General features: G+C 46.5%; 13 protein-coding genes and 1 riboswitch. Of the genes, 4 read left to right on the top strand and 9 right to left on the bottom strand.

Annotated elements, in window-relative coordinates; genetic code table 11:
• Nucleotides 1-183: 183 nt before the first annotated feature.
• Entirely contained in the window at nucleotides 184-1,218 is a 1,035-nt protein-coding gene (locus KAH19_RS07295) for a DUF2939 domain-containing protein (RefSeq protein WP_210684033.1), read from the top strand.
• 72 nt (nucleotides 1,219-1,290) lie between these two features.
• Here the strand turns inward: KAH19_RS07295 and KAH19_RS07290 are convergent, their stop codons facing one another.
• From KAH19_RS07290 to KAH19_RS07280, 3 genes are all read right to left on the bottom strand, one after another.
• Nucleotides 1,291-2,169 carry an exonuclease domain-containing protein gene (locus tag KAH19_RS07290; protein WP_210684032.1) on the bottom strand — a complete coding sequence of 293 codons (879 nt, stop codon included), beginning with the start codon at nucleotides 2,167-2,169 and terminating at the stop codon, nucleotides 1,291-1,293.
• A 75-nt stretch (nucleotides 2,170-2,244) separates the two neighbouring features.
• Entirely contained in the window at nucleotides 2,245-2,868 is a 624-nt protein-coding gene (locus tag KAH19_RS07285; protein ID WP_210684031.1) for a hypothetical protein, read from the bottom strand.
• Nucleotides 2,869-3,093: 225 nt separating this feature from the next.
• Nucleotides 3,094-4,272 carry a phosphoribosylaminoimidazolecarboxamide formyltransferase gene (locus tag KAH19_RS07280; RefSeq protein ID WP_040564796.1) on the bottom strand — a complete coding sequence of 393 codons (1,179 nt, stop codon included), beginning with the start codon at nucleotides 4,270-4,272 and terminating at the stop codon, nucleotides 3,094-3,096.
• Between the two features lie 70 nt (nucleotides 4,273-4,342).
• Nucleotides 4,343-4,421: riboswitch (ZMP/ZTP riboswitch) on the bottom strand.
• Nucleotides 4,422-4,709: 288 nt separating this feature from the next.
• Between KAH19_RS07280 and KAH19_RS07275 the strand changes: the two genes are divergently transcribed.
• Nucleotides 4,710-5,606 carry a radical SAM protein gene (locus KAH19_RS07275; RefSeq protein WP_210684029.1) on the top strand — a complete coding sequence of 299 codons (897 nt, stop codon included), beginning with the start codon at nucleotides 4,710-4,712 and terminating at the stop codon, nucleotides 5,604-5,606.
• A 122-nt stretch (nucleotides 5,607-5,728) separates the two neighbouring features.
• On the opposite strand, the gene KAH19_RS07270 is transcribed toward KAH19_RS07275, so the two are convergent.
• A complete protein-coding gene (locus tag KAH19_RS07270; RefSeq protein ID WP_210684028.1) occupies nucleotides 5,729-6,958 on the bottom strand; it encodes a M20 family metallo-hydrolase in 1,230 nt (409 codons plus the stop codon).
• Nucleotides 6,959-7,181: 223 nt separating this feature from the next.
• Here KAH19_RS07270 and uraA point away from each other — a divergent pair, with 223 nt between their 5' ends.
• The gene (gene uraA, locus KAH19_RS07265) at nucleotides 7,182-8,429 is read left to right on the top strand and encodes a uracil permease (RefSeq protein WP_210684027.1); all 1,248 of its coding nucleotides are present in this window, start codon (nucleotides 7,182-7,184) and stop codon (nucleotides 8,427-8,429) included.
• Nucleotides 8,430-8,523: 94 nt separating this feature from the next.
• On the opposite strand, the gene hydG is transcribed toward uraA, so the two are convergent.
• Complete coding sequence (gene hydG / locus KAH19_RS07260) at nucleotides 8,524-9,939, bottom strand: [FeFe] hydrogenase H-cluster radical SAM maturase HydG (protein ID WP_210684026.1); 1,416 nt, start codon at nucleotides 9,937-9,939, stop codon at nucleotides 8,524-8,526.
• A 61-nt stretch (nucleotides 9,940-10,000) separates the two neighbouring features.
• A complete protein-coding gene (locus KAH19_RS07255) occupies nucleotides 10,001-10,258 on the bottom strand; it encodes a TM1266 family iron-only hydrogenase system putative regulator (RefSeq protein WP_210684025.1) in 258 nt (85 codons plus the stop codon).
• A gap of 162 nt (nucleotides 10,259-10,420) precedes the next feature.
• Between KAH19_RS07255 and KAH19_RS07250 the strand changes: the two genes are divergently transcribed.
• Nucleotides 10,421-10,621, top strand: a complete 201-nt coding sequence (locus KAH19_RS07250) for a hypothetical protein (RefSeq protein ID WP_009144888.1) — start codon at nucleotides 10,421-10,423, stop codon at nucleotides 10,619-10,621.
• A gap of 180 nt (nucleotides 10,622-10,801) precedes the next feature.
• On the opposite strand, the gene rbr is transcribed toward KAH19_RS07250, so the two are convergent.
• From rbr to KAH19_RS07235, 3 genes are all read right to left on the bottom strand, one after another.
• Nucleotides 10,802-11,341, bottom strand: coding sequence for a rubrerythrin (gene rbr / locus KAH19_RS07245; protein ID WP_009144889.1), 540 nt, complete (start codon nucleotides 11,339-11,341; stop codon nucleotides 10,802-10,804).
• 66 nt (nucleotides 11,342-11,407) lie between these two features.
• Nucleotides 11,408-11,842 carry a Fur family transcriptional regulator gene (locus KAH19_RS07240; RefSeq protein WP_246869331.1) on the bottom strand — a complete coding sequence of 145 codons (435 nt, stop codon included), beginning with the start codon at nucleotides 11,840-11,842 and terminating at the stop codon, nucleotides 11,408-11,410.
• Nucleotides 11,843-12,120: 278 nt separating this feature from the next.
• Complete coding sequence (locus tag KAH19_RS07235) at nucleotides 12,121-13,185, bottom strand: copper amine oxidase (protein ID WP_210684023.1); 1,065 nt, start codon at nucleotides 13,183-13,185, stop codon at nucleotides 12,121-12,123.
• Nucleotides 13,186-13,207: the final 22 nt, after the last annotated feature.

The following is a 13,207-nucleotide window of genomic DNA, read 5'->3' as shown; positions in this document are numbered from 1 at the left end:
CTATCATTATATTATAACCAATTACACTCACTTCCCGCAACATTTCCCACGGAAAGAAGTAGGGAATAATTTATAAAATATTTTAGTAGTAGGTATTGAAATCTGCCCTTAAGATGATTACAATATATGCAGGCAAAGAATTTTTCCGATTGCCTTTTAATATAGTTTAGGAAGGTCAAAATCATGCAAAGCAAAAAGAAATGGTTTGTTGTATTTATTCTGCTCGCTGCCCTTGCAGGCGCAGCCTTTTATTTTCTTTATTTCATCCGTACACCGGCCTACGCTCTAAATGAAGCGCGTGTTGCACTGCAGCAGCATGACAGTGCAAAATTTTCACGATATGTTGATGTTCCATCTGTTATGGACAACGCTTTTGAGGATATCATCAAGGCAGAAAGCAAAATCAACAATGATAATGTTTTCTCCAACCCGTTCGCACTCGGCATTCTGCATATGCTGAAGCCGTCCGTTGTAGACCTGATGACGCAGGAGGCTTTAGACAAAATCGCCGCTAAGCCGGACAATGCGCCTAAGCAGACAGTCGACCCGGTACCGGATGCTATGAAGCGTAACCTGGAGCGTCACATCCCCATCCAAAACCTTACTGTCAAAGATCTGAAGCTCAGCAAGCATGAAGGCGAAACAGCTAAAGCAACGCTGGTACTGCGCGATAAGGATCTGGAAAAGGATTTTATTGCCGAGCTGTTGATGCAGCAAAATGATAAAGGCGATTGGCAGATAAAAAAAGTCAGCAATCTGGCAGACTTTATCATCCAATTAGACGCAGCTAAACGTGCTAAACAAGCTCTGCTGAACAAGCCTGTTATGGAACGTCTGAATAAAGCACTGCAGGCAACCAGCGAACGTCTGACGCTGAACAAGGACAATAACAAAGCAGGCAGCGAAGAAAAAGCTACGCTTACCGCTACCATCATGGCCAAAAACATGAGCAGTGTTGCTATCAACCGTATGTATTACGATGTAACCGTTCTCAACGATAAGGGCGAACAGCTTTATTCCTATCCTGAGCATTACCAGGGCAGTATTGCCCCCGGACAGGCAGTGGAGCTCACAACCAGCAAAACTCTGAATTCCATGTTGCCGGATGACAAAAAGCTGATGAATCTGGATATTACCAAAGAAACCGTAAAAATTCAAGTCACCTACATTGCTTTTGATAACGGCGAAGTAATTTCTCCTAAAGGTTTGATTGAATAACCACAAAAAATTAAACGCTTACATCCCACGTGATGCGTGGGGCGTAAGCGTTTTTTTGTTTGTTGTTACGTTTCAGCCCACAACCCTCAGCCAGCCTTTATCCAGCACTGATTGGCAAAATACATCCTCTTTAAGAATATAGATATTCCTGCCCGCGCTTTTCATACTGATGGCAAGCTGCAAATCTGTACTGTCACACACGGAAGCATCAGCCGTGCCGACAATAACCATATCAGAAGCTGCTGTAACATGATAAGCAACGCTTGCACCAAGCGCAGTCAGTATCTCCCGAAGGTTTTTAAGATAAAGGCTGTCAAAAGAGCCTAACAGAACTATATTTTTATCTGCCAACGGTCTTAAGCACCTGAAAGACGGTACAACTGCAAGCTCTCTTTGCTGCGGCGGCAGATGATAATCAGCCATCGCCAGCTCCTTCAGCTTTTGGTAGCAGCCATTGCAAATATTGCAGTCAACAAGCGCCCTGTGCGCACCTGCTGTAGCAATGTTGAAGTATTCGGCGACCACAGTCTGCTTATACCTGCCTAAAAACGGCAATTCATTCTGCGCCAGCTTCATAACATCAACATAATTATTGGCTAATCTTTTGGCATAATAGCCTGCCAGATTTTCGGCAATAAAGCTCAAATCAAAGCCTACATTATAGCCTGCAATAATATCATCAGCCAAAAAATCCATAAAGGATAAAATTACCTCGTCGATTGCCGGAGCATCTGCTACCATAGCGTCATCGATGCCGGTAAGCCGTGTAATATAATACGGAATAGATAATTCCGGCTTAACTAAGCTGGAAAATTCATCTACTCTGCGATTATTGCGGTATTTTATGGCCGAGATTTCCGTTATATAATCATTTTGCGGACTCAATCCGGTAGTTTCAATATCTAAAACAGTATAATCATCAGGATAAGCTAAAAGCAGCTTGCCATCCATATACCTGTTTCTTTTTACAGAACTCAAATAATCACCTTGCCGAGCCTAGCTCAGCGTCTATGTCCTTTCTTTTGCTTATTTCTCCAACACCTTCATGCACATAATGCCTTTTTCGTTACGCACCAGGAAAAAGCTGATTTCATCGCCCTTATGCAGACCATTTGCAGTTTCAGGCTCGGAAAGCAGCGTACCGATAATATTTACCTCGCGTACCTCCTTAAGCAGCACATGAGCTGCTTCGGCCTCATCGCCGCACACCAGATAAACCGTGACGATATCGGGATGCGCCGCAAGTCTTGCCGGATCTAACGAAGTAAGCTTGCGCATGGCTTCCGTTGCTTCATCGGCTTTATATGTTTTTTGCACTGTTGCAACCTTGCTTTGAAACTCGCTCAGCCTAGGCATTTCGCTCGGCAGCACAGCTGCCTGCGCTTCCAACAGCTCAGCTAAGCGTATCTTCGCTGATTGCTCGTCATTGCCATGCAACAGCTTCAACGTATTTTTAGCTGCATCATATACGGCGCAACATAATATTTCGAAGCAGATGCCTGCCTGTGCATCTATATAGCCATAGCAGAGCACGCCGGTAGCATCTTCTGTTACCTCAAAAATTCTGCCAAGGTTTTGCGCCACGCCGACTGCATCTATGTAAAGATATTTATCCACGATGTCACGGAAATTCATTTCTTTAAGAAGCATATTATCACCTCATAGGAATGGAGTTAGTTTTAATTATGATATAGGCATTTTACTTTACGCTTTTGTAAAAGATTGCCTGTAATCAATCATACATGCAAATTAAGTAATTTGCAATAAAGTCGTGAGTATTTTTGAGTGTGTTGGGTTTGGCAAAAGTAAAAGAGGAGAAAATGAAAACGTCCCACCCGTCAGACGAGTGGGACGAAAGTTCATTATAAAGCTATCTTAGTGGTGGAACAGGCGCAGGCCGGTGAATGCCATAGCAATACCGTACTTGTCGCAGGTTTCGATAACATTATCATCACGGATAGAGCCGCCTGCCTGTGCAATATACTGAACGCCGCTGCGATGCGCACGCTCAATGTTATCGCCGAACGGGAAGAATGCGTCACTGCCAAGAGCAACATCCTTCAGCTGTGCAACCCAAGCCTTTTTCTCTTCGCGAGTCAGCGGTTCCGGTTTTTCAGTGAAGAAGTTTTCCCATACGCCGTCAGCCAGTACATCCTCATAATCATCGGAGATGTAAACGTCGATGGTGTTGTCGCGGTCGGGACGACGGATGCTGTCTTTAAACGGCAGAGCCAAAACCTTCGGATTTTGGCGCAGCCACCAGATATCAGCCTTACCACCTGCAAGACGGGTGCAATGTACGCGAGATTGCTGGCCGGCGCCGATGCCGATAGCCTGACCGTCTTTTACATAGCAAACGGAGTTGGACTGAGTGTATTTCAAAACGATTAAGGAAATCAGCAGGTCGCGTGCTGCGCCTTCCGGAATTTCTTTATTCACGGTCGGACGGTTTTGCAGCAGGTCAGCGGTAATTTTAGCTTCGTTACGCTCCTGCTCGAAGGTAATACCGAATACCTGCTTGTGCTCCAGCAGTTCCGGCTTGTAATTTTCATCAATTTTAATAATGTTGTAGGTGCCTTTGCGTTTGCCTTTCAGAACAGTAAGTGCTTCTTCGGTATAACCGGGTGCAATAACACCGTCGGAAACCTCGCGTGCCAGCATTTTAGCGGTCTGCACGTCGCAAACGTCGGACAAAGCAACAAAATCGCCGTAGGAGCTCATGCGGTCAGCGCCACGAGCGCGTGCATAAGCATTTGCCAGCGGAGAAAGCTCCAGGTCATCTACATAATAAATTTTCTTCAAAGTATCGCTCAGCGGCAGGCCTACTGCAGCGCCTGCAGGGCTTACATGCTTAAAGGATGCTGCTGCCGGCAGGCCGGTTGCTTCCTTCAGCTCCTTTACCAGCTGCCAGCTGTTAAAAGCGTCGAGGAAATTGATGTAGCCGGGGCGGCCGTTCAGTACCTCAATCGGCAGCTCGCTGCCATTGTTCATGTAAATACGTGCGCTGCCCTGATTAGGATTGCAGCCATATTTTAATGCTAATTCTTTCACTATAACTCCTCCTCTTTTGTATAGTGCCAGTCACTTAGACAAACAAAAAAACCGACTCACTGGCACAAGAAAAAATCTTTGCCCAGACGGTCGGCGTGCTACCGGTCATACTCCCCTGTGGTAACCCACTTCCGTCAGTTATATGACCTAATACTAAAATTATAAGATGCCTCGTTGTTTTTGTCAATACCGGGCGATTGTGGTAGAATAATGGTATAACGAATTAGAGTGTTGCAGAAGAGAATCTCTCCCAGAAGAGATAAGATGAATTGCCCGTAAGGCAAGGAAGAAAGCCCTCGGACGGATGTCATCGCCAAGAAATGACGGAGAGCGGTTTTGCCTGTCATAACATTATCATTAAACGTATGATGTACCCTCTCAGCCATCATATAATACCAATAACACCAATAACAGCTCTAATTTTCAAAGGAGGAAATAATATGACTCTCTGTTATGTATGTCCGCATCGCTGCGGCGTAGACCGCCCGGCAAATATGTCTGATACTACCGGCTGCTTCGGCAGCTGCGGCGTAGGACTCGCTCCGATTGTTGCCCGCGCCGGCCTGCATATGTGGGAAGAGCCCGTCATCAGCGGCACTAAAGGCAGCGGTACGGTTTTCTTTTCCGGCTGCAACCTGCACTGTGTTTTCTGCCAGAACTATGACATCAGCTGCAAAGGCTTCGGCAAGGAAATTACTATTGAACGTCTGAAAGAAATCTATCACGAGCTTATCGCCCAAGGTGCGCACAATATCAATCTTGTTACGCCCACCCATTTTACCGAGGCAGTACTGCAAAGTTTGGACGAGCCTCTGCCGGTGCCTGTTGTTTATAACACCAGCGGCTTTGAAACGCAGGATACACTGCGCCGCCTTAAAGGCAAGGTGCAGATTTATCTGCCTGATTTAAAATACAGCGACGATATGGCTGCTATTAAATACAGCAATGCACCCTACTACTTCCGCATCGCAACCGAAGCAATTAAGGAAATGTATAATCAAGTCGGTGACTACCATATTGATGATAACGGTATTATGACGAAAGGCGTTATTATCCGTCATCTGATTATGCCCGGCATGCCGGACAACACCAAGAGAATTATCGACTGGGTTGCTGCCAACTTCAAGCCCGGGCAGGTAATGTTCAGCCTGATGCACCAGTATGTTCCCTGCGGCCGCGCCAGCGAATATCCTGAAATCAACCGTAAGGTTACGGATGAGGAATACAAGGAACTGGAAAACTACCTGCTGCAAAGCACTATCGAAGATGGCTTTGTGCAGGAGGGTGATGCAGCCTGCAAAGATTTCATCCCCTGCTTTGACGGTACAGGAGTATAAAAGGCATGAAAAAAAACCGCCTAGTGTAGAGGCGGCTTCCTTCAAACTCAAACTTTGCAAGGAAAGCCGACCTACCACAATCGGCTATCTCTATTCTTAATTATAACAGTTTTTTGTTATTGTCAATTTGCCTCCCGACGCAAAACCTCCGCCAGCACCTCGATGCCGCGGCAGATATCCTCAGTTGAAGCGTACTCTGCCGGGTTATGGCTGATGCCTGCGCGACAGGGAATAAACAGCATCGTCGTGGGGCAGATTTTCGTCATATGCATAGCATCATGGCCGGCGCCACTGTTCATATGCAAGAAGCTGAAGCCCTTTTCCGCACATATCGCTTCGCTCTGCGCGGCCAAAACCTTATCCAAAGCAACAGGGCTGTCTGCAGTCAGCATTTCTATCTGCACGCCGACGCCGTCGCAAACAGCAACGTTTTCGGCCTGCTCGCGGATGCTTTGCAGTACGCGCTCAATGCTGTCTTTATCAACACCACGCACATCAACCCACAGCGTAACTGCTCCCGGCACAACGTTAATTGAACCGGGTTCTACGTCAACCACGCCAACGGTACCGACACTGCCGTTGGCTTTTTCTGTTTCAGCAGCCTCGTTCACCGCTAAAATGAGCTTAGCAGCGCTGACGAGCGCATCACGGCGCATGCCCATCGGCGTTGCACCGCTATGGTCGGCCATGCCCTTGATATGAATTTTAAAGCGCGTCGGTGCCGCAATATTATGCACGATGCCCAGCTGGTGCTGCGTTTGCTCCAGCACCTTGCCCTGCTCGATATGCAGCTCCGCAAAGCACTTATAGCTGCCGGGCGCAATTACGGCATCACGATAAGCGTCAGGATCACAGCCCCATTCACGCAAGGCCTCGATAAAGCTGATATCACCTTTCTTGGCTCCATTGTTCAGCTGCTCCGGCGCTGCGCTGCCTGTCAGCAGCTTGCTGCCCATAGTTGCAAAGCCGAAGCGGCTCGATTCCTCCGCACGGAAAATAATCACCTCAATGCTGTGCTCAAGCTCCTCGTCCTGCAGCATATACAGCGCCTCCAGGGCACCTACCACACCGCACATGCCGTCATAGGCACCGCCATGGATAACAGTGTCCAGATGTGAACCGCCGGCCACCGGCGCCAGCTGGGACTGTTTACCCTCGCGACGCAAAAAAACATTGCCAACAGCATCTGTACGGATTTGCAAATGCAAATCCTTCACCTGCTCCAACAACCAGCTCTGAGCCTTTTTATCCAGCGGACTGTAGGCAAGACGGGTAACACCATCCGCACTATCTGTAAAAGCTGCCAAACCCTGTAAAAGCTTGGCCACACGCTCCTGATTTACTTTTAACATTTTTATTCCCCCTTCATCTAGAAAAAATCAACAACAGAAATATAAATAGCATAGATGACAGCTTTATTATACTTGCTTCTGAAGCATCACACAAGAGCGGCACTTCATCTGAAAATCCGAGATTATGCAAACTTTTTTACACTTTTCCTAAAAACTCCTTGCAATTAATGTAAAATCCACGTAAAATTATCATAGCAAATTTTAAGAAAAGAGGTTATTTATTTTGGAACGCAAAGTTATTCAAGTTGAAGAACGTCCGCCATTACTACTTAACATTCCTTTAAGTATCCAGCATCTGTTCGCTATGTTCGGCTCCACCGTGCTGGTTCCCTTTTTATTCAAGGTCAACCCTACCACCTGCCTGTTTATGAACGGCCTGGGCACCCTGCTCTACATCTTTATCACCAAAGGCAAAATCCCTTCCTATCTCGGCTCCAGCTTTGCCTTCATTTCTCCTGTACTGCTGATTATGTCCACATCTGCCTATAATCATGCACAGTCCGGCTTCATCGTTTTTGGTCTGCTGTTCATGCTTTTCTCGCTGATTATCCACTGCGTAGGTACCAAATGGATTGATGTCATCTTCCCGCCGGCAGCAATGGGCGCAATTATTGCTGTTATCGGTTTGGAGCTGGCACCTGTTGCAGCCAACATGGCAGGTTTGACCGGCGATAAAATCGACATGGTCAACGTTGCTATTTCTATGTTCACATTGGCTGTCGGCGTTATCGGCTCCGTTGCCTTCCGCGGCTTTATGAGCATCATCCCGATTCTCTTCGGCGTTGTCTGCGGTTATGTTTTTGCTGCTATCATGGGTATCGTCAACTTCCAGCCGGTAATCGACGCACCCTGGTTCCAGGTACCGCATTTCTACGCTCCGGTTTTCGATATCAACGCTATTATGATTATTGCTCCGGCAGCACTCGTTGTTTTGGCTGAGCATATAGGCCATCTCGTAGTAACCGGCAACATTGTTGACCGCGACCTGATTAAGGATCCCGGCCTGTCCCGTTCCCTGTTTGCTGACGGTCTTTCCAATGTTATCAGCGGCTTTGCCGGCGCAACTCCGAACACCACCTATGGTGAAAACATCGGCGTTATGGCAATTACCAAGGTTTACAGCACCTGGGTTATCGGCGGCGCTGCTGTCATGGCGATTATTCTTTCCTTCTGCGGTAAGCTCAGCGAGCTGATTCACAGTATCCCCGTTCCTGTTATGGGCGGTATCTGCATCCTGCTGTTCGGCGTAATCGCTGCCAGCGGTATCCGCGTACTTGTTGAACGTCAGGTAGATTACAGCAAATCCTCTAACCTCGTAATGACCTCTGTTATTATGATTATCGGTCTTTCCGGTGCGAAGCTTTCTTTCGGCGCCTTTTCCGTACAGGGCATGGTTTTGGCAACTGTTGTTGCTATTATTATGAGCCTTGCCTTCAAGCTCTTTGAATACCTGCACCTGCTGAACGAATAAGACTACTAAAGCACAAAACCGCTGCAGAAGCTCTGCAGCGGTTTTTTAGTATTTGCAACGCAAGCCTGCACCCGCAGGCTTGTCTTTTTTTATTTTAGAAACGGAAATCTCTTTCACCCTGAGCAATTTTTTGCAGACGCTCTACGCAAACCTCACGCACCTTTTCCTGCGGAATGTTCGGCAGCTCGGCCTGTACCAGTTTTTCGCCCAAAGCCTTAGTTGCCGGGGAAGCATAATCCTCCAGATATTCCTTCAGCGTCAGCAGCGCATTAGGATGGCAGCAGTTCTGAATCTGCTTAGACTTGCACAGCTCCATAAATCTGTCGCCGGTACGTCCAGCACGGTAGCAGGCAGTACAGAAGGAAGGCAGGAAACCAAGCTCCATCAGCCATTCTATTACTTCATCCAAAGAACGTTGGTCAGAAACGTCAAACTGCTCGGTATCAGTCGGGCGCACATCCTCGGTGTAACCGCCTACGGAAGTACGCGAGCCGCCACTGATTTGCGAAATGCCCAAATGTAAAGCCTTTTCACGCACAGCCTGATTTTCACGCGTAGAAATAATCATGCCTGTATAAGGAACAGCAATACGGATAATAGCAATAATCTTGCAGAAGGTTGCATCATCAATACCGTTGTCAAAAACGCCCGGGTCGATATCGTCGGCGCGTTTGATACGCGGTACGCTGATGGTATGCGGACCTACGCCATGCACTGCCTCCAGATGCTCGGCATGCATCAAAAGGCCGGCCAGCTCGTAGCGGTAACGTTCCAAACCGAACAGTACGCCCAAGCCGACATCATCAATGCCGCCCTCCATAGCTCTGTCCATAGCCTCCGTATGGTAAGCGTAATTGTGCTTCGGTCCACGCGGGTGCAGGTTCTCATAGCTTTCCTTATGATAGGTTTCCTGGAAGAGGATATAGGTACCGATGCCTGCTTCCTTCAGTTTGCGGTAATTTTCTACGGTAGTAGCCGCAATGTTTACGTTTACGCGGCGGATAGCGCCGTTTTTATGCTTAATAGAATAGATAGTCTTGATGCAGTCCAGAATGTATTCAATAGGATTGTTTACCGGGTCCTCGCCGGCCTCCAGCGCCAGGCGTTTATGGCCCATATCCTGCAGCGCGATAACCTCGTCGCGTACCTCGTCCTGCGTCAGCTTTTTGCGTCCGATATGCTTGTTGGTAGCATGATAAGGACAGTAAACGCAGTGATTGATGCAATAATTGGATAAATACAGCGGAGCAAACAGCACTATACGGTTGCCGTAAAAGTCCTTTTTAATCTGCTCAGCCAGAGCAAACATTTCCTGCACTAGCTTTTCGTCCTCGCAGGCAAGCAGTACGCTGGCCTCACGATGGCTCAAGCCCTTGCGCAGCTTGGCCTTGGCAATAATCTGCTCCAACAGCTCCTTGTTGTTTTTGTTGGCCTCAGCATAAGCAAGCGTGTCGAGGATTTCCTCATGACAGATAAATTCTTCGGCCTTCATTGATTTTGCATTATACATTTTGTCTCCTCCTTACAGGTCAGTAATATCTTTCCCGTCAGATAGTTTGTACCCAGCAGTTTTATTCCTTAGCAATTACGTTGGAATAAGCAGTTTTGGCATTCACACCGGCCAGCAGTCCCAGCTTACCGCTCATAGCGCTGATAATATCCTGCGGTGCATCAACGGCTACGCAGATAATATTAACATTCTTCTGGCGATATGGCAGGCCCATGCGGCCGATAATATAACTGCTGTAGGTGTGTAAAATTGCGTTAAGCTCTTCCACGGCCTCAGGCTGCGTTACAATCAGAGAAATAACAGCTACTCTTGTTTCCATACTAATCACCCTTCTCTTTTTGGAACTTAGCAGAATCTAAATCTGCGATATTTTGCTGAATATATCTATAATAGTATACCATATTTCACGAAAAGTGTGGTATACTAATTCTATAAATATTTATCTGCTTGTAAACAGCTTATAACAAAAGGAGCCATTATAATGCTGAATATATTTTTCTCTTTATTTCTTTTGGGCATGCTGATCGTTTTATGCGGCAAGGCTATCAGCCGCGCCATGCACCAGCAACAGCCGTTAAACAGCAAGGAAGCTGCTCTGCTCATAGCGCTTTCGCTTGGCTGCCTCTTTGCTCTGAATGCCGGCGTCAGCGCCGTCTACAAAACCCAGCTGCTTTTCTACTGAAAAGAGCGCAGCCCGGCTGCCGCATTTGCGGCAGCTTTTTTGCTTTACGCAAAAAAGAGGCAGACAGCAGGCTGTTGCCTCGCTGTTTGCCTCTTATGCCGCTATTTTGTTGTGCGTTCTGTCACAGGAATCCCCATAAAAACCTTTTCATACTTTTATAATTAATCCTGCTTCAGAAAATTAATAGTTTGTTACCTTCAGCTCGAAATAACCCTGAGGATGGTCACATACCGGGCATTTTTCTGGAGCCTTTTCAGCGATAACAATCTTACCGCAGTTAGTGCAGATCCAAACCTTTTTCTCTTCACGTTGGAAAACACGATCATTCTCAATGTTTGCCAAAAGTGCACGATATCTTTCTTCATGCTCTTTTTCAATCTTGCCTACTTCCTCAAACAGGAATGCAATTTTATCAAAGCCTTCCTCTTTGGCAACCTTGGCAAATTCGGCATACATTTCGGTCCACTCATAGTTTTCGCCTGCAGCTGCATCCTTCAGATTTTCAATAGTCTGGGGAACAGCGCCGCCATGCAGTGCCTTGAACCATAATTTGGCATGCTCTTTTTCATTACCGGCAGTTTCGGTAAAAATAGCACCAATCTGGTTGTAGCCTTCTTTTTTGGCTGCACTTGCATAATATTGGTACTTAGTGTGAGCCTGAGATTCTCCCGCAAAAGCGGTCTGCAGATTTTTTTCAGTCTTGCTGCCTTTTAAATCCATTTTCAATTCCTCCTCTTGAAAACGACGCAACAGCCTTCCTAAAATAAAGCTTATACAGCTTTATTATCAGTTTTGGTCATCACCCAAAACATCTTCGCTTACAGGGTGCTCTGCCATTTCCTTTTGGCATTCGGGGCAGATACCACTGAAAACAATATCATGATGATTCATTTTGTAGCCGGTTACAGCAGCTACCTTTTCATCCATATCCGGAATATAATCAAAGTTTTCTACGTTCATGAACTTACCGCATTCAGTGCATTTGATGTGGTAATGTCTTGCGAGAATATGATCAAAACGATCAGCACCGCTAGGAACGGAAACCTTGCTCAGCAGGCCGCTTTCAACCAAAGAATTAAGGTTGCGGTAAACGGTACCTTTGCTGATATCGGGATACTCCATAGTGATGCGGTCATATACTTCTTCAGCAGTAGGGTGATCTGCTAAAAAACGTACAGCCGCGATAACAAGTTGTCTTTGAATAGTGTTTCTTTTAGCCATTTTCATCATCCTTTATCAAAAATAATTCTCATTTAGAATTATACACCCTCCGTCAAAATTGTCAAGTATTTTTAGCACCAATCTACAAAATAATCACAAATAAATTTATACTTTTTTTGCTGTTGTCTAGCATATAATCAATTCATTCTTAATTCTAAAATTACTCAATAGGAAAATTATAACAAAGAATAGAAAATGCTTCTCATTAACACTTTATTCAAAATATAAAAAAAGTACTGTCGGAACTTTGTCCGACAGTATTAGTTAACCTATACCATTTATTCGGTTTTCTCCCAAATCAACTGCACAGGCAGGTTAGAGGCTCCGGGAGGAGACCAGATAAAGCTGTATTCGCCCGCTTTCAGCTGAGCAAGCTCAATAGCTTCCTCTATTTGGGAACCTAAGCATACTTTTTTCTCCGGCAATGCCAACAGCTGACGTTCACCCTTGGTTTTGTTTTCCAGTACGCCGTAACCGGCAAACGGTCCGCCGATTGGGTTTAAAATAAAGCTGATTGGCTTTTTGCCGGCAATTGTAAAGTTTACCTTATAGATAACGCCGTAGTTGCCGTAGTTTTCCGCAGGCAGTCCGGTAGTAGCATCAACACCCTTGGCATAACCCTCCTGCGACGTTGCCAGCTCCAGCATGAGCGGTTTTTCCGGCGCATTGACAGGCTTTTTCAGCGTATAGTTCCAGTCTGCAGCCTCAAAGGTACCGCGCAGCGGATGCTCATCCATCGGCTGAATGGCGGCAGCTTCGTTAAACAGCTCCAGATCACTCTTTGTTTCGCACATCAGCACGCTCACCTCAACAGGCTTGTCAAAGTGCAGGTCAACAGTTGCCGTATAAAGCTTATCCGTCGGCAAAATAATTCCGTGGCCGCTGAGCAGCTCATGGCTGCCACCAAAGCTCAGCTTGCCCTCCTGCGGCTTCTGGCTGCTGTCATCAAAATATTCCTTTTGGGAGTTTTTGCCGTCACGCATATAATCATAAGCAAAGCCTGCTACGCCGCTGCGTGTTACCTTATAATGCACAGGACGCAGATTATCTGTATTCTTCAGCATTACCGCCAACTTTTTCTTGCCGGCAACACCATTGACATGATGCAGGAATAAACGTACATCACCCTCCACCTTATCGCGGTACAGAATGCCGTTATGATAAACAGTTTCAGGACTGTCGCTGAAAAGCAGCTTCGGTCCATTGGCGACAAAATCCGCCTGTGCCTGCTCGGTAACATAATCTTCCGGAATAAATACAGGTCTTTGCTGTGCGCCTGCTACATTCAGCATGCCACAGGATACAGTAACAAGAAAAGCCTGCAAGGCTTTTTTTAAATTCATCAAACCCCTCCTTAAAGCTCAC

It is taken from the genome of Phascolarctobacterium sp. Marseille-Q4147, assembly GCF_017968825.1.
In the GTDB taxonomy this organism is placed as follows: domain Bacteria; phylum Bacillota; class Negativicutes; order Acidaminococcales; family Acidaminococcaceae; genus Phascolarctobacterium_A.
Note: the sequence above shows the minus strand (reverse complement) of the source record. Positions and strands in the feature narration are given on the sequence as shown.

What these genes read in the sequence shown, in the direction of transcription:
- KAH19_RS07295 (WP_210684033.1), top strand. Translation starts at nt 184, where the DNA reads ATGCAAAGCAAAAAGAAATGGTTTGTTGTATTTATTCTGCTCGCTGCC.
- KAH19_RS07290 (WP_210684032.1), bottom strand. Translation starts at nt 2,169, where the DNA reads ATGGATGGCAAGCTGCTTTTAGCTTATCCTGATGATTATACTGTTTTA.
- KAH19_RS07285 (WP_210684031.1), bottom strand. Translation starts at nt 2,868, where the DNA reads ATGCTTCTTAAAGAAATGAATTTCCGTGACATCGTGGATAAATATCTT.
- KAH19_RS07275 (WP_210684029.1), top strand. Translation starts at nt 4,710, where the DNA reads ATGACTCTCTGTTATGTATGTCCGCATCGCTGCGGCGTAGACCGCCCG.
- KAH19_RS07270 (WP_210684028.1), bottom strand. Translation starts at nt 6,958, where the DNA reads ATGTTAAAAGTAAATCAGGAGCGTGTGGCCAAGCTTTTACAGGGTTTG.
- hydG (WP_210684026.1), bottom strand. Translation starts at nt 9,939, where the DNA reads ATGTATAATGCAAAATCAATGAAGGCCGAAGAATTTATCTGTCATGAG.
- KAH19_RS07255 (WP_210684025.1), bottom strand. Translation starts at nt 10,258, where the DNA reads ATGGAAACAAGAGTAGCTGTTATTTCTCTGATTGTAACGCAGCCTGAG.
- KAH19_RS07250 (WP_009144888.1), top strand. Translation starts at nt 10,421, where the DNA reads ATGCTGAATATATTTTTCTCTTTATTTCTTTTGGGCATGCTGATCGTT.
- rbr (WP_009144889.1), bottom strand. Translation starts at nt 11,341, where the DNA reads ATGGATTTAAAAGGCAGCAAGACTGAAAAAAATCTGCAGACCGCTTTT.
- KAH19_RS07240 (WP_246869331.1), bottom strand. Translation starts at nt 11,842, where the DNA reads ATGGCTAAAAGAAACACTATTCAAAGACAACTTGTTATCGCGGCTGTA.
- KAH19_RS07235 (WP_210684023.1), bottom strand. Translation starts at nt 13,185, where the DNA reads ATGAATTTAAAAAAAGCCTTGCAGGCTTTTCTTGTTACTGTATCCTGT.